Annotated in this window: 13 protein-coding genes and 1 pseudogene; 11 read left to right on the top strand and 3 right to left on the bottom strand. The window is 68.3% G+C overall.

The features are described from left to right. The first annotated feature begins 3 nt into the window (after positions 1 to 3). The 5 genes from ACO1P8_RS24565 (at position 4) to ACO1P8_RS24545 (ending at position 4,851) form a co-directional block, all read left to right on the top strand. Positions 4 to 306 carry a (2Fe-2S)-binding protein gene (locus ACO1P8_RS24565; RefSeq protein ID WP_486298452.1) on the top strand — a complete coding sequence of 101 codons (303 nt, stop codon included), beginning with the start codon at positions 4 to 6 and terminating at the stop codon, positions 304 to 306. Further along, positions 299 to 1,759 (top strand): FAD-dependent oxidoreductase, encoded by a 1,461-nt coding sequence (locus ACO1P8_RS24560; RefSeq protein WP_486298451.1) that lies wholly within the window; start codon positions 299 to 301, stop codon positions 1,757 to 1,759. The genes ACO1P8_RS24565 and ACO1P8_RS24560 overlap by 8 nt, the downstream gene beginning before the upstream one ends. Continuing rightward, on the top strand, positions 1,756 to 2,928 hold the full coding sequence (locus ACO1P8_RS24555) for an NAD(P)/FAD-dependent oxidoreductase (RefSeq protein WP_486298476.1): 1,173 nt from the start codon (positions 1,756 to 1,758) through the stop codon (positions 2,926 to 2,928). The genes ACO1P8_RS24560 and ACO1P8_RS24555 overlap by 4 nt, the downstream gene beginning before the upstream one ends. Beyond that, positions 2,925 to 3,998 carry an ABC transporter substrate-binding protein gene (locus ACO1P8_RS24550; RefSeq protein ID WP_486298450.1) on the top strand — a complete coding sequence of 358 codons (1,074 nt, stop codon included), beginning with the start codon at positions 2,925 to 2,927 and terminating at the stop codon, positions 3,996 to 3,998. Before ACO1P8_RS24555 ends, ACO1P8_RS24550 begins: the two co-directional genes overlap by 4 nt. Positions 3,999 to 4,071: 73 nt before the next feature. Then, on the top strand, positions 4,072 to 4,851 hold the full coding sequence (locus ACO1P8_RS24545) for an SDR family NAD(P)-dependent oxidoreductase (RefSeq protein ID WP_486298449.1): 780 nt from the start codon (positions 4,072 to 4,074) through the stop codon (positions 4,849 to 4,851). A gap of 120 nt (positions 4,852 to 4,971) precedes the next feature. Here the strand turns inward: ACO1P8_RS24545 and panB are convergent, their stop codons facing one another. Further along, positions 4,972 to 5,814 carry a 3-methyl-2-oxobutanoate hydroxymethyltransferase gene (gene panB, locus ACO1P8_RS24540; RefSeq protein ID WP_486298448.1) on the bottom strand — a complete coding sequence of 281 codons (843 nt, stop codon included), beginning with the start codon at positions 5,812 to 5,814 and terminating at the stop codon, positions 4,972 to 4,974. Between the two features lie 323 nt (positions 5,815 to 6,137). On the opposite strand from panB, the gene ACO1P8_RS24535 reads away from it, so the two are divergent. Next, complete coding sequence (locus ACO1P8_RS24535; RefSeq protein WP_486298447.1) at positions 6,138 to 7,547, top strand: DUF1254 domain-containing protein; 1,410 nt, start codon at positions 6,138 to 6,140, stop codon at positions 7,545 to 7,547. A gap of 19 nt (positions 7,548 to 7,566) precedes the next feature. Here ACO1P8_RS24535 and ubiA read toward each other — a convergent pair whose 3' ends face one another. Further along, positions 7,567 to 8,496: a 4-hydroxybenzoate octaprenyltransferase gene (ubiA, locus tag ACO1P8_RS24530; protein ID WP_486298446.1), complete on the bottom strand. Its 930-nt coding sequence runs from the start codon at positions 8,494 to 8,496 to the stop codon at positions 7,567 to 7,569. Positions 8,497 to 8,506: 10 nt separating this feature from the next. Next, a complete protein-coding gene (locus ACO1P8_RS24525; protein ID WP_486298445.1) occupies positions 8,507 to 9,712 on the bottom strand; it encodes an aminotransferase-like domain-containing protein in 1,206 nt (401 codons plus the stop codon). 278 nt (positions 9,713 to 9,990) lie between these two features. Between ACO1P8_RS24525 and ACO1P8_RS24520 the strand changes: the two genes are divergently transcribed. The 5 genes and pseudogenes from ACO1P8_RS24520 to ACO1P8_RS24500 form a co-directional block, all read left to right on the top strand. Continuing rightward, the gene (locus ACO1P8_RS24520; protein ID WP_486298444.1) at positions 9,991 to 10,479 is read left to right on the top strand and encodes a GAF domain-containing protein; all 489 of its coding nucleotides are present in this window, start codon (positions 9,991 to 9,993) and stop codon (positions 10,477 to 10,479) included. Positions 10,480 to 10,862: 383 nt separating this feature from the next. After that, positions 10,863 to 11,792 carry a 4-hydroxy-tetrahydrodipicolinate synthase gene (gene dapA, locus ACO1P8_RS24515; protein WP_486298443.1) on the top strand — a complete coding sequence of 310 codons (930 nt, stop codon included), beginning with the start codon at positions 10,863 to 10,865 and terminating at the stop codon, positions 11,790 to 11,792. Between the two features lie 103 nt (positions 11,793 to 11,895). Further along, positions 11,896 to 13,599, top strand: a complete 1,704-nt coding sequence (locus ACO1P8_RS24510; protein WP_486298475.1) for a GMC family oxidoreductase — start codon at positions 11,896 to 11,898, stop codon at positions 13,597 to 13,599. Positions 13,600 to 13,758: 159 nt separating this feature from the next. Next, entirely contained in the window at positions 13,759 to 14,130 is a 372-nt protein-coding gene (locus ACO1P8_RS24505; RefSeq protein WP_486298442.1) for a YciI family protein, read from the top strand. Between the two features lie 114 nt (positions 14,131 to 14,244). Next, a pseudogene (locus ACO1P8_RS24500) lies at positions 14,245 to 14,465 on the top strand (carboxymuconolactone decarboxylase family protein); the annotation flags it as partial. Between the last annotated feature and the right edge of the window lie 36 nt (positions 14,466 to 14,501).

Raw genomic sequence — 14,501 nt, 5'->3', positions numbered from 1 at the left:
GGCATGCAACCGCTGCTGACGCGCCTGGGCGAGCGGGACCGCGCGCCGGTGGACTTCGTGCTGGACGGCCAGGCCGCGCGTGCCCTGGCCGGCGACACCGTACTGACCGCCGTGCTGGTGCAGATGGGCCGCCTGCGCGAGACCGAATTCAGCGGCGCGCCGCGCGCCGGCTTCTGCATGATGGGCGCCTGCCAGGACTGCTGGATGCGGCTGGAGGACGGCACGCGGCTGCGCGCCTGCTCCACCTTCATCGCGCCGGGCATGCGTTTGTTGTCATCCGCGCGCAAGGAGGACGGCCATGCGTGAAGTACGCCCCGTCATTGTCGGCGCGGGGCCGGCCGGCATCCGCGCCGCGCAGGCGCTCGTCGCCGCGGGACTGCGGCCCGTCGTCCTGGACGAGGCGCAACGGGCGGGCGGACAGATCTACCGCCAGCCGCCGGCGGGCTTCCAGCGTCCGGGACGCGAACTCTACGGATTCGAGCATCGCAAGGCCGAGCGGCTGCACGCAACCATGCAGGCGCTGATGCCGTCCATCGACTACCGTCCCGGCTCGCTGGTGTGGAATTGCGAACAGGGTGTGCTGGACGTCCTGCGTGACGGCCGCAACGAGGCCGTGGAGTACACCCACGTCATCCTGGCCACCGGCGCGACCGATCGCGTGCTGCCTTTTCCCGGCTGGACCCTGCCCGGCGTCTACACCCTGGGCGGCGCGCAGGTCGCGCTGAAATTCCAGGGTTGCGGCGTGGGCCGGCGCGTGGCCTTCATGGGCACCGGCCCGCTGCTGTACCTGGTGGCGTACCAATATGCCAAGGCCGGCGCCGACGTGGCCGCCGTTCTCGATACCGCAACCGCCGCGGACAGACTGGCTGCCTTGCCGGGCATGCTGCGCACGCCCGCGCTGGTGGGCAAAGGCCTGTACACCATGGCCTGGCTGCGGCTGCATGGCATCCCCATGTATGCCGGCGTGCTGCCGGATCATGCCATCGGCTATGAAAGGGTCTCCGGCATCGTCTGCCGCCGGCGCGACGGCGCGGGCGGCGGCAAACCGCTGCGCATCGCTTGCGATGCACTGGCCTACGGCCTGGGATTGCGCGCGGAGACGCAGCTGGCCGCGGTGGCCGGCTGCCGCTTCGTTTATCACGAACGTGATAGAGCCTGGCTGCCCGAACGCGACGCCGCCGGAAGGGCGTCGGTGCCCGGCGTATATCTGGCCGGGGACGGCGCCGGCATCGCCGGTGCGGACGCGGCGGAACTGGCCGGCGAGCGCGCCGCCCTGGCGATGCTCGAAGACCTGGGCATGCTCGCAAAGCCGGCGCGCACTGCGGTCTTGCAGCGCGGATTGGCGCGGCAGGAACGCATGCGCGACGCGCTCGAACGCGCGTTTCCCTTTCCGGACGATTGGGCGGCGTCGCTGGACGACGACGTCATCCTGTGCCGCTGCGAGGAAATCACGGTGGGAGCGCTGCGTGCCTCGGCACAGGTCGATGGCGCGTGCGAGCTCAATCGCGGCAAGGCCCTGACCCGCGTCGGCATGGGCCGCTGCCAGGGCCGCATGTGCGGCGCCGCGGCCGCCGAGGTACTGGCGCGCGCCAGCGGTGTGGCGCTGCCCCAGGTAGGCTGGCTGCGCGCGCAGCCGCCCATCAAGCCCATTCCCATCCAGCTGTTCTCCACGGACGCGCGATACGAGCCGTCCGTATACGCCGGCAGCATGCCGCACGCGGCCGGCGGCTCGGGGCCGTCCGGGCAGGGCAGGCCCTGATGGAGCGCCTAAACACCGAAGTCGCCGTCATCGGTGGCGGCATCGTCGGCGCCAGCGCCGCGCTTTTCCTGCGTCGCCGCGGCGTACCGGTGGTGCTGCTGGACGCGGCCGCCTGCGGCGCCAAGGCCAGCGGCGTCAACTACGGCGGCGTGCGCCGCCAGGGCCGCCCGCTGGCGCAGATGCCCTTGACGCAGCGTGCCCATGCCCTGTGGAGCGACCTGCCCGGCCTGATCGGTATCGACGGCGAGTACCAGCGCAGCGGTCATCTGAAACTTGCCTACACCGAGGCCGACCTCGCCGAACTCGAACGCTATCGCGCCAGCACGCGGGGCTTCGGCATGCATCTGCAGATGCTGGATCGCGCCGCGCTGGAGCGCCGCTTCGCGTGGCTCGGAAGCAGCGTGGTCGGCGGTTCGTTCTGTCCGGATGACGGGCACGCCAACCCGCGGCTGGTGTCTCCGGCATTCGCCCTGGCCGCGCGGCGCGCCGGTGCCTGCGTGCGCGAGCACACCCGCGTCGACAGCGCGGCGCACGACGGCGAACGTTTCGTGCTGCGCGCCGGCGCGGCGCTGGAAGTCCGCGCCCGCCTCCTGCTGAACTGCGCCGGCGCCTGGGCAGGGCGGTTCGCCGCGGCGTTCGGCGAACCCGTGCCGGAAACTTCCATCCATCCCTTGATGATGGTCACCGAACCGCTGCCGCGCTTCATGACGGCCAGCCTGGGCGTGCAAGGCGGCGGCGTCTATGCGCGGCAGGTGGACCGCGGCAATTGCGTGATCGGCGGCGGCCGTGGCGTATCGATCGATGCCGATCTTGCCCGGCCCGGCCGCGCGCAGATCGGTACGCTGATGGCAAAGGCCGCGGACCTGCTGCCCACGCTGCGCGGCGCGCACATCATCCGCTTCTGGTCCGGCGTGGAGGGCAGCATGCCCGACCACAACCCGGTGCTGGGCCCCAGCCGCACCACGCCCGGGCTGTTCCATGCCTTCGGCTTCTCCGGCGCGGGCTTCCAGGTCGGGCCCGCCGCCGGCGAGGTCCTGGCGGACCTGGCCGCCACCGGACGGACCGCAATCCCCATTGATGCATTCCGCATCGACCGTTACGCTGCCGACGCTCATGCGGCCGCGGATCGCACGGAACTCGGCCATGGGCATTCGCTGGAGTCGACATGAGCAACCGCAATCACGATCGCAAATCACGCGTCCTTCGACTGGCCGGAGCCGCCATGCTGGCGGCCCTGTCAGTCCTGCCGGCCGGCGCCTGGGCGCAACAGAAAACCCTGTACGTCGGCATGAACGGCGGCGACATGGAGCGTGCGTTCACGCAATACGTCTTCCCCGATTTCGAAAAGGCCAACAACGTCAAGATCGTCGTGGTCCCCGGCACGTCCACCGAAGTCCTGGCCAAGGCGCAGGCCTACAAGGACTCGCCGCAGATGCACGTGATGTTCCTGGACGACGGCGTCATGGCGCGCGCGGTGTCCATGGGACTGTGCGAAAAGCTGCACGCCGATCCCGTGCTGAAGGATCTCTATCCCACCGCGGTCATGAAGGACGGCATGGCCGCCGGCATCGACATGGGCATGACGGGCCTGGGCTACAACACACGGCTGTTCAAGAAAAACGGCTGGGCGGCGCCCACGTCGTGGATGGACCTGGCCGATCCCAAGTTCAAGGGCAAGGTCGTCTTCCAGTCGGCCTCGAACAGCACCTTCGGCCTGCATGCCTTCCTGATGTACAACCGCATCGAAGGCGGCGACGACCAGCACACGGACCCCGGTTTCGCCAAGTGGAGCAGCACCATCGGCCCCAACGTGCTGGAATACATCCCGAATTCGGCCAAGCTGGCGGAAATGATCCAATCCGACGAGGCGGCCATCTTCCCGCTGACGCCGACCGCCATCTCCCGGCTCAAGAAACGCGACATCCCGGTCGAATACGCGCAGCCCAAGGAAGGGTCCGTCATCCTGATGGTGGGCGAGTGCGTCATCGCCAAGAACAGCGAACCGGATCTTTCGCAGAAGCTGGCGCTGTACCTGCTGTCGCCGCAGGCGCAGGCCAATGCCTTGAAGTACGGTGGGCATTTCCCGTCCAACCGCAAGGTGCAGGCCGACCCCGCCAACCAGGACATGCTCAAGCAGTTCCAGACCTATATGGAAACCGCCAAGGTCCTGGACTGGGATGCCATCAATGCCACCCGTCCCGCCTTCAACGCGCGTTGGAACCGCACCGTCGAACGGTAAGCCGGATGCGCTACGATCCTCGCAACGGCGCTTCGACAGGAAGCGCCGCGTGCGCGGGCAGGAGATTCCTTCAATGAGCAATACGACTTTCGATTTCAAGGGCAAGGTCGCCGTGGTGACTGGCGGCTCGCAAGGCATAGGCGAGGCATGCGTGCGCCGCCTCGCGCAGGCTGGCGCCGCCGTCGCGATATGGGACGTCGCCGATGCGCCGGGCCAGGCCCTGGCCGATGCGCTTTCGCGCGACGGCGGCCGTGTCGGCTACATCCATTGCGACGTTGCCAGCAAGGCATCGGTGGACGCCGCCGTCGCCGCGACGCGGCAGGCCTACGGCAGCATCGATCAACTGGTCAGCAACGCGGGCATCGTGCGCACCGCCAACTTCCTGGACATCACGGAAGAAGAATGGGACGCGGTGCTGAACGTCAACCTGAAAGGCGCTTTCCTCGTCGGCCAGGCGGTCGCGCGCGTCATGGTGGAGCAGGGCGGCGGCGCCATCGTCCACATGAGTTCGGTGAACGCCGTCATGGCGATCCCGACCATCGCTTCGTACAACGTCAGCAAAGGCGGCCTGGCACAGCTGACGCGCGTCATGGCGCTGTCGCTGGTCGATCACGGTATCCGCGTCAACGCCGTGGGGCCGGGCACCATCGCCACCGAACTGGCACGCAAGGCCGTGCTGGCGGACGAAACCACGCGCGCGCGCCTGATGAGCCGCACGCCGATGCGCCGCCTGGGCGAACCGTCCGAAGTCGCCGATGCCGTGGCGTATCTGCTAAGCGACGCGTCCAGCTACATCACCGGCGAAACGCTGTATATCGACGGCGGTCGCCTGGCATTGAACTACACGGTGTGACAGGCCCGGTGTGACGGGCCCCGGGGGGGGGCGCGGTCCGGCAGTGCGTGCGCCGGCCGCGCGGGATCCGGCGGCGTGCGATCCTGCCGGTTGCGATCCGGCGTGCCGGCTCGCCATCGCTCAATAGGAATGTTCCGGGGCCGGGAAGCTGCCGTCCTTCACCGCGCGCACATAGGCCTGGACGGCATCCTGGATGCTGCTCGCGCCGTCCATGAAATTGCGCACGAAGCGCGCCTTGCGCCCTGGGAAGACGTTCAGCATATCGTGCAGCACCAGCACCTGCCCCGAACATCCGGCGCCGGCGCCGATGCCGATGGTGGGGATGTTCACATCGGCCGTGATGTCGGCGGCCAGCGCGGCGGGGACCATCTCGTACAGCAGCATGCTGGCGCCGGCATCGCGCATCACGCGCGCCTGCTGCTTCAGGTGCGCCGCGCCCGCATCGTCCTTGCCCTGCACCCGATAGCCGCCCAGCGCATGCACGAACTGCGGCGTCAGGCCCATGTGGGCGCACACCGGTACGCCGCGCTCCGTCAGGAAGGCCACGATGTCGGACATCCACGGCGTGCGGCCGTCCATGCCTTCCACCTTTACCATCTGCGCGCCGGCCGCCATCAGCCGCGCCGCGCTGGCATAGGCCTGCCGGGGGGATTCGTGATAGCTGCCCCACGGCAGGTCGGCCAGCACCCAGGCGGTCTTGTTGCCGCGCGCGACGCATTCGGTGTGATACACCATGTGCTCCAGCGTGACGGGCAGCGTCGACGATTGCCCCTGCACGACATTGCCCAGCGAATCGCCGATCAACAGGATGTCGACGCCGCTCTGGTCCAGCAGCGAGGCGAAGCTGGCGTCATAGCAGGTAAGCATGGCGATTTTTTCGCCGCGCTGGTGCATGGCAACCAGCGTGGCCAAAGTGATGGGCTTGCGAGGCGCTTGCGCGTCGCCGGCGACGGTAGGATACATAGGCGTGCCTGTAGTGGTGGAACATGGGGCGGCGCATCGCCCCGCGGCGATGCACCAATAAGGCGCATTCTATCGGCTGTCGCCGGCGATGGGGATGCCAAGCCCCGGCCGTAGCCACCGAACCCGCCAAAGCCTTGCTGCCGGGCGGCCATGCCGCGGTGCTGGACGCCGCCGTGTACCCGCCAGGCACCCGGGGACCAGGACCTCCATGTCCGCGTCATCCTTTTATGCATCGTTTCCGGGATGGGTGCTAGGACTTTCGCCCACTAGAATTTTGCCGAGGCGCGCGGAATGTCCGCGTGGCACCCGGGGGGCGATTCCGCATGCGTTTGTGCCGCAGTCTTGCCGTGGTGGTGCTATGCCTGGCCGCTGCCGGGCGCGTGCCTGCGTGGGCGGCGCCGCCGCTGGACGCGGGCCAGGCGCGCGATATCGCCGCCGACGCCTACGTCTACGCATATCCGCTGGTGCTGATGGATGTCGCGCGTCGCGTGCAGACCAACGTGCAAGTGCCGGACACCGCGTTCGGCGGCGGTGCGCCGGTCAACCGCTTCACGCACATGAGCCGGCCCGCGGACCCGCTGCTGCACGGTCTGCCTTACCCCGACGTCGACACGCTGTGGTCGCTGTTGTGGTTCGACGTATCCAGGGAACCGCTGCTGATCGAGGTGCCCGACGCGCGCGGCCGCTATTACTCGATCACCCTGGCCGATATGTGGTCCGATGTCTTCTCGGCACCGGGCAGCCGCACGGCGCAGGACGGCCTGCACGTGTATGCGATCGCGGCATCCGACTGGCACGGCAAGCTGCCCAAGCCGGCGGAGGTGCTGCGCGCGCCCACGGATGCCGGCCTGCTGCGTCTGCGCGTGGCGTATCGCGACCTGCGGGACCTGGGCGCCGCGCAGGGTTTCCAGATGGCCGTGGAAGCCACGCCATTGTCGCGCTGGGGCAAGAAGACGGTGCCGCCGGAGGGGCATTTCGACGTGGCGTTGTCGCGGCGCGCGCCGGTCGATCAGGTCGGCGAGATGCCGGCGCAGGAATTCTTCTCGGCGTTTGCGGAGCTGGCCTCGCGTTATCCGCCGCATGCCGGCGATGACCCGATTCTGCAGCGCATGGCCAGGCTGGGCCTGGCGCCCGGCCAACGTTTCGACCCCTCGCGCCTGCCCGCCGACATACGGGCCGCAGTGGAGGCCGGCGCGCTGCGCGGCCAGGCCAGCGTACGCTCGCCCATGCAGCCACGGCCGCGTGGCAAGGATGCCTGGCGCATGCCCGACCGGCGCCTGGGCAGCTACGGCACCGACTATGCGCTGCGGGCCCGGGCCGCGCGCGTGCAGCTCGCCACGCCTTTGCCGGAAGACGAGATCGTGCTGCGCGCCGCCGCCGATTCGGATGGGCGGCAGCTGGATGGCAGTTTTCGCTACGAGGTGCGCTTCGATCGCGGCCAGTTGCCGCCCGCGGACGCGCTCTGGTCGATGACGCTGTACAACGACCGGCGCGAACTGTACGACAACGCGGTCAATCTGTACGCCGTGGGTAGCCGCCACCCCTTGACGCCGGCGGCGGATGGCACGTCCACAGTCTACGTGCAGTACGCACCGCCCGCGGGCGAACAGCTGCGCAACTGGCTGCCCGCGCCCCAGAGCGGCCGCTTCACGTTGATGCTGCGCATGTACCAGCCACGCGAGGATGCCGTCGAGGGATTATGGCGGCCGCCGTCGATACGGCGGATCCAGTAGCGAATCGGCGGAGCGCCGTTCAGCCGGCCAGCCCGCCGAACACCGAAGCGGCCACCAGCATCACGCCCACCCACAGATTGGCCCGGAACAGGCCCAGCCCCAGCTCGGGACGGTCCAGGTCCAGCTTCTTCAGCTGCCAGGCGAGGTGGGCGCCGATCAGCACCATGCCGGCCGCGTAGGGCCAGCCCAGGCCGACCGCATAACCGCCCCAGGCCCATAGCGCCAGCGTGGCGATGTAGAACCCGGCGATCCATGTCTTGCCCGCGGCACCGAAACGCAGGGCGGTGGAATGCAGGCCCAGCCTGCGGTCGTCGCGCACGTCGATGTACGCGTAGATCGTGTCGTAGCCGATCTGCCACAGGATGGTGCCGACGTAGACCGCGATCGCGCCCAGGGGAACTTCGTTGCGGGTGTCCGACCAGGCCATCAGCATGCCCCAGTTGAAGCACACGCCCAGGACCGCCTGCGGCCAGTAGGTGACGCGCTTGCACAGGGGATAGATCACGACGATGGGCAGCAGGGCCACCGCCAGCCAGCGGCTCATGGGATTGATGGCCAGCAGCAGCGAGGCGCATACCGCCAGCTGGGCGAACAGGAACCACAACGCCTGCCGCAGTGTCAGCTGGCCGCTGGTCAGCGGTCGGTAGCGCGTGCGTTCGACGTGCTTGTCGATGTCGCGGTCGAAGATGTCGTTGATGGTGCAGCCGATGCCGCGCATCAGCAGCGCGCCCAGCGAGAACACCACGACCCGCCAGGGCGTCGGCCAGCCGTCGGCCGCCTGGGCCAGCGCGGCCAGCGCCGGCAGCAGGGTCAGCCAAGTGCCGATGGGACGGTCCAGGCGGCACAGCCGCGCATACGGTCCCCAGGACCGGGGCAGCCAGCGGGCCACCCAGTCGTCGAACTCGATGTCGTTCAGGTCGATGCGGCCGGTGGGGTGCTGCGTGGACATGCTGCCGCCCTCAGCCCAGCTGCGCCTTGATCAGCCGGCCCAGCGTCGCCATGCCGCTGCGGATTTTTTCTTCCGGCACGGTCACGAAGCTCAGCCGCAGCGTGTTGCGCGGCGCCGGCGCATTGGCGTAGAAAGGCTGGCCCGGCACGAAGGCGACCTTTTCCTCGATGGCCTGCTGCAGCAGCTGCGTGGTGTCGATGCCTTCGGGCAGCGTCACCCAGATGAACATGCCGCCCTCCGGCCGCGTCCAGGTGGCGGCGGCGGGGAACTCGCGCTGCAGCGCGTCCAGCATGTAGCCGCACTGCTTGCGATAGAGCTCGCGCACGGTGGGCAGGTGCTGCTCCAGGAAGCCGTCCTTGACGATCTCGTACACCGCCATCTGCGTCAGCGTGGACGTGTGCAGGTCGGTGGCCTGCTTGGCCTGCACCATTTTGTCGATCAGCTTGCGCGATGCGGCGATATAGCCCAGGCGCAGGCCGGGGGCCAGCACCTTGGAAAACGAACCCATGCGGATGATGTGCGCGCCGACCTCGCCGCCCAGCGACAGCAGGCTGGGCTGGGGCTCGCCGGCATAGCGCAGTTCACCGTAGGGGTCGTCTTCCACGACGGGCAGGTTCAGGCGCACGGCCTGCTGCACCAGGGCCTCGCGGCGCTGGCGGCTGAGAGTGCGGCCGGTGGGGTTCTGGAAATTCGGCAGCGCGTACAGGAAACGCGCGCCCTGGGCGTTGGCCGGCGTCAGGGCTTCCGGGATCAGGCCGCCCTCGTCGGAGGCCACGGATTCGTAGCGCGGCTGGTACAGGCTGAAGGATTGCAGCGCGCCCAGATAGCTGGGCGTTTCCACCATGACCTTGCTGTCTTTGTCGATGAGCACCTTGCCCAGCAGATCCAGCGCCTGCTGCGAGCCGGAAACGATCAGGATCTGATCGGGCGCGACTTGGGCGCCTTTGCGGTTCAGGTCGTCGGCGACCCAGGCGCGCAGGGGGCTGTAGCCCTCGGTGGGACCGTATTGCAGGGCGGCGCGGCCATTCGAGACCAATACCTTGTCGAACGCCTGGCGGACGACGTCCACCGGGAAGCCGCCGGGAGCCGGCAGGCCGCCCGCGAAGGAGATGACGTCCGGCCGCTCGGTGACTTTGAGGATCTCGCGGATGGCCGAGCTGGTCAGCTGCAGGGCGCGTTCAGAAAAGGTGCATTCGGGTTCGAAGGGCTTGTCCATGGAAGGTAGGCATCAAAGAACGGGGAAAACGGCCACGCGGGCGGCCGCCGGAACGCCGTGCCCGGCCAGCGCGGCCGGGGGAGGGATCCAGGGCTGGAAACCATTGACGGGAGGGCGGAGGCTAACGAGGGACGGCAAAGCGGTATTCTCCCACTTTTTGCCGTGCCGCCCGGGCCGCCGCCGTCCCTGTGCGCCGAAAAGCAGACGTCTACCGACTGTCCCCGGTTTTCCCGGCCGCGCGCCACGCCGGCGCGCGATCCGTTTTGGAGCCATTCGCCATGTTTTCCGCCGTTCCTTCCACCGCCGCCACCAAAGCGGATCGCTATGCCGAACTGGTCGAACAGGCGCGCGGCCTGCTGGCCGGCGAACACGACCGCATCGCCAATGCCGCGAACTTCTCCGCCCTGGTGTACCAATCCCTGCCCGACCTGAACTGGGCCGGTTTCTATCTATACGACGGTACCGAACTGGTGGTCGGGCCTTTCCAGGGCAAGCCGGCCTGCGTGCGCATCGCGCTGGACCGCGGCGTCTGCGGCGCGGCCGCCAGCCAGCGGCGCACGCAGGTCGTACCCGACGTACATGCCTTCCCGGGCCATATCGCCTGCGACGCTGCGTCGCGTTCCGAGATCGTGGTGCCCTTGGTGCACGAGGGCGCGCTGATCGGCGTATGGGACGTCGACAGCCCCTTGCCCGGGCGCTTCGACGAGGACGACCGTGCCGGCATGGAAGCGCTGTGCGGCGTTTTCCTGGCCAGTTTGCGGGGATGAGATCGCGCCGCTAGGGCGCTCTGCCTTTCGGGGAGCGTGTCGCAGGACATGCGCCGTGGGATATGTGTTCCCGGGCATGCGTCCGCCAAGCCTGACCGCCACCAGGATTGCCATGGTGTGTTCACCGCTCCGCCATGCAGGTATGATCACGGCCATGACGACCGCCGCCCACCTTTATGCCCCTGCCCATGCCGCCGGCATGGCCGGCACGTGCGCGTCCGTCGTCAAAGCCAAAAAACAGCCGCTCATCTGACCGGAGCAGCTGTTCCGTCAGAAGAGCGACGGAACAGCGGCAGGGCGGGTCTCCTTCTTCATATCGTCCTTCTCCATACGTATCCGACGCGCTTTTAGCGGACTTCCAGCGGTCTTGCATTGGAGTCGATATGGATACGCCTACTCTCGCCACCGAACCCTTGCCGTTGCGCGCGGCCAGCCGCGCGCCCGCATTCCGCGGTATCTGGGTCCCCCTTGTCACGCCTTTCCGCCACGGCGAAGTCGACCGTGCCGCGCTGCGCCGCCTGGTGCGCCACTACCGCGGCGCCGGCGTGCACGGGCTGGTGGCCTGCGGCAGTACCGGCGAAGCCGCCGCGCTGGATGCCGGCGAGCAGCTTCTGGTGCTGGATACCATCCTGTCCGAAGCCGGCGATCTGCCGGTGGCGATGGGCCTGTCGGGCAATCACCTGGGCCAGGCGCGCGAGCGCATTCGGCAGTTCGGCGAACGGCCGCTGGCCGGCGTGCTGGCGTCGGCGCCCGCCTATGTGCGGCCGGCGCAGGATGGCCTGCGCCTGTGGTTCGAGACCCTGGCGGACGCCTCGCGCGTGCCGCTGGTGCTGTACGACATTCCCTACCGCACCGGCGCCACCCTGGAAACCGCCACGCTGCTGGGGCTGGCGGGGCATCCGAATATCGCCGCCATCAAGGATTGCGGCGGCTCGCTGGACAAGACCATCGCCCTGATCGCCGACGGCCGGCTGGCCGTCATGGCGGGCGAGGATACGCAGGCCCTGTCCACGCTGAGCCTGGGCGGAGCGGGCGCCATCGTCGCTTCCGCCCATGTGCGGCCGGACTTGCACGTGGCGATGTTCGAGGCCGCGCAGGCGGGGGCCTGGGATCGCGCGCGGACCTTGTTCCACGCGCTGGCGCCGGTGATCCGCCTGCTGTACGCGCACCCGAATCCCGGGCCGCTGAAGGCGGCGCTGGGTGCGCTGCACGATTGCGAGGACACGCTCCGTCCGCCGATGACGGCACCCGGCCCAGGCTTGCGCACCGCACTTGCAGAAGCCATCGCGGCCTTGCCCACGGCATGCAAGTGATCTAAAACCCCATGACCGGCTCCGACGAGCCGGCACCTCAATACGCACACATAAGCGGATGCATGGGAGACAGGCGATGACGGTGGCGAGAGGCGGGCAGGCGATGGAGCGGCCGCTGGGGCAGGCGGCCGCACGGACAGCCCCGGCGGAGGGCCTGGAATTCGACTACGTCATCGTGGGCGCCGGTTCGGCCGGCTGCCTGCTGGCCAATCGCCTGTCGGCCGACCCGGACACGCGCGTGCTGCTGCTGGAAGCGGGCGGCCCGGACAGCTGGCACTGGATCCATATCCCGGTCGGCTACCTGTACTGCATCGGCAATCCGCGTACCGACTGGTGCTACCGTACGCAGGCGGATCCCGGTCTCAATGGCCGCGACCTGGGTTATCCGCGCGGGCGCGTGCTGGGGGGCAGTTCATCCATCAACGGGATGATCTATATGCGCGGTCAACGGCAGGATTACGACGACTGGGCGGCGGCGGGCAATCCCGGCTGGGGCTGGGACGACGTGCTGCCGCTGTTCAAGCAGACCGAGGACTACCACGGCGACGCGGGCCCCTATCACGGCAAGGGCGGCGAATGGCGCGTCGAACGCCAGCGCCTGTCCTGGGACCTGCTGGACGCTTTCCGCCGGGCCGCCGCGCAGGCCGGCATTCCGTCCATCGACGACTTCAACCGGGGCGACAACGAAGGCTGCGATTATTTCGACGTGAACCAGCGGCGCGGCGTACGCTGGAACGCGGCCAGCGCCTTCCTGAAGCCCATCATCAAGCGGCCCAACCTGCGCATCGTCACCGGCGCGCACGTTACCCGCCTGGCCTTCGAAGGCCGGCGCGCGGTGGGCGTGCGCTTTCGTGGCGACGCGGGCGGCGAACAACTGGCGCGGGCACGTGCCGAAGTGATCCTGTGCGCGGGCGCCATCGGCTCGCCGCAGCTGCTGCAGGTGTCCGGCATCGGCCCGGGCGCCTGGCTGCAATCGCGCGGCGTGTCCGTGCTGCACGACCTGCCCGGCGTCGGCGGCAATCTGCAGGATCACCTGCAGCTGCGCCTGATCTACAAGGTGACCGGCGCGAAGACGCTGAACGCCATCGCCGGCACGCTGTGGGGCAAGGGCATGATGGGACTGCAGTACCTGTTCATGAAGCGCGGGCCCTTGACCATGGCGCCGTCGCAGCTGGGCGCCTTCGCGCGCTCCGGGCCGGAGCACGCGCGCGCCAACGTGGAATATCACGTCCAGCCCTTGTCGCTGGAAAAATTCGGCGAACCGCTGCATGCCTTCCCGGCCTTCACCGCGTCGGTATGCAATCTGCGGCCCACCAGCCGCGGCCACGTGCGTATCGTCAGCCCGGATGCCGCCGACCATCCGGAGATCCTGTGCAACTACCTGTCCACCGATGAAGACCGCCGCGTGGCCGTGCAGAGCGTGCGCCTGACGCGGCGCATCGTTTCACAGCCGGCGCTTGCCGAATACCAGCCGCAGGAATACCGTCCCGGCCCGGAATTCGAGAGCGACGAGGAGCTGGCGCGCCTGGCCGGCGACATCGGCACGACGATTTTTCATCCGGTGGGCACATGCAGGATGGGCGCCGACGCGGGGGCGGTGGTGGACGCGCGCCTGCGCGTGTATGGCGTGGAAGGCTTGCGTGTCATCGACGCGTCCATCATGCCGACCATCACGTCGGGCAATACCAACTCGCCCACCATCATGATCGCGGAGAAAGGCGCGCGGATGATAGTGGAGGATCGCCGCGCATCGCACCACCTGGGCCACGCCGACGCAAGGGTAGGCGAGGGTGTAGAGACGGTGTGATATCCCGGTAGCCGGGGAATCGATACCTACGATCGCTTGCGCAGTGCCGGCCCGTAACAGTCAGGCCGCGGCAAGCCGGCCTGCCCATTCTTCCGGCGCATTGTCGATTTCCGGGCATCCGGTTCGTCGTCAATGCATCCCCACCGTAAGGAATTTTCCATGAAATACCTTGGCCTGGCCTACTTTACCCCCGAAAAATTCGCCGCGATGGCGCCCGACGACGTCAAGGCATTGGTCAGCCAATGCCCTGCATTGGACGAAAAGATGCGCGCCACCGGCAAGGTCCTGGTCTCCGCGTCGCTGGGCGATGCGGACACGTGGACGACGCTTCGCCCGCGCAATGGCGGGACGCGCATCACCGACGGGCCTTATACCGAGGCGAAGGAAATGGTGGGCGGACTGTTCATCATCGAGGCGGACAGCCGCGACGAGGCGCTGCGCATCGCATCCATGCACCCGGCCGCCACCCTGGGCGAAGAAGGCGGATGGGCCGTCGAACTCATCCCCATGGATTTCTACCTGGCCCCATGAGGGTTCGGGCGGTTGGCTCAAGATGCTTGGGCTCTCTTTGCGTCAAAGACCAGGACACAAACACGGGATGTGCAACCGAGCCAGCGAATTTGGCCATGCCATGGCGGCTGAGTCGAGGAACTCGTGCACCTCGTGTTCCTCCGCGTTTCGCAAATCAACGGCTGCGCCCACTGCATCGACATGCACAGCCGCGATCTCCAGATGAGGCGTATGCCGCCGCTTCGGCACACTTCACGCCCAAAGACCTGGTCGACCTCACGATCACGATCGCCGCAATGAACGCGTTCAACCGACTGGGGGTGCCATTTCGGCTTCCTGTCGCCGCGATGTCGTGATCTGGCTCGAACACGCATATAGCCAATGATTTTCAG

The organism is Bordetella sp. (genome assembly GCF_057362025.1).
Note: the sequence above shows the minus strand (reverse complement) of the source record. Positions and strands in the feature narration are given on the sequence as shown.

What these genes read in the sequence shown, in the direction of transcription:
- ACO1P8_RS24510 (WP_486298475.1), top strand. Translation starts at nt 11,896, where the DNA reads ATGGAGCGGCCGCTGGGGCAGGCGGCCGCACGGACAGCCCCGGCGGAG.
- ACO1P8_RS24550 (WP_486298450.1), top strand. Translation starts at nt 2,925, where the DNA reads ATGAGCAACCGCAATCACGATCGCAAATCACGCGTCCTTCGACTGGCC.
- ACO1P8_RS24505 (WP_486298442.1), top strand. Translation starts at nt 13,759, where the DNA reads ATGAAATACCTTGGCCTGGCCTACTTTACCCCCGAAAAATTCGCCGCG.
- ubiA (WP_486298446.1), bottom strand. Translation starts at nt 8,496, where the DNA reads ATGTCCACGCAGCACCCCACCGGCCGCATCGACCTGAACGACATCGAG.
- ACO1P8_RS24560 (WP_486298451.1), top strand. Translation starts at nt 299, where the DNA reads ATGCGTGAAGTACGCCCCGTCATTGTCGGCGCGGGGCCGGCCGGCATC.
- ACO1P8_RS24520 (WP_486298444.1), top strand. Translation starts at nt 9,991, where the DNA reads ATGTTTTCCGCCGTTCCTTCCACCGCCGCCACCAAAGCGGATCGCTAT.
- ACO1P8_RS24535 (WP_486298447.1), top strand. Translation starts at nt 6,138, where the DNA reads ATGCGTTTGTGCCGCAGTCTTGCCGTGGTGGTGCTATGCCTGGCCGCT.
- ACO1P8_RS24545 (WP_486298449.1), top strand. Translation starts at nt 4,072, where the DNA reads ATGAGCAATACGACTTTCGATTTCAAGGGCAAGGTCGCCGTGGTGACT.
- panB (WP_486298448.1), bottom strand. Translation starts at nt 5,814, where the DNA reads ATGTATCCTACCGTCGCCGGCGACGCGCAAGCGCCTCGCAAGCCCATC.
- ACO1P8_RS24565 (WP_486298452.1), top strand. Translation starts at nt 4, where the DNA reads ATGCAACCGCTGCTGACGCGCCTGGGCGAGCGGGACCGCGCGCCGGTG.
- ACO1P8_RS24525 (WP_486298445.1), bottom strand. Translation starts at nt 9,712, where the DNA reads ATGGACAAGCCCTTCGAACCCGAATGCACCTTTTCTGAACGCGCCCTG.
- dapA (WP_486298443.1), top strand. Translation starts at nt 10,863, where the DNA reads ATGGATACGCCTACTCTCGCCACCGAACCCTTGCCGTTGCGCGCGGCC.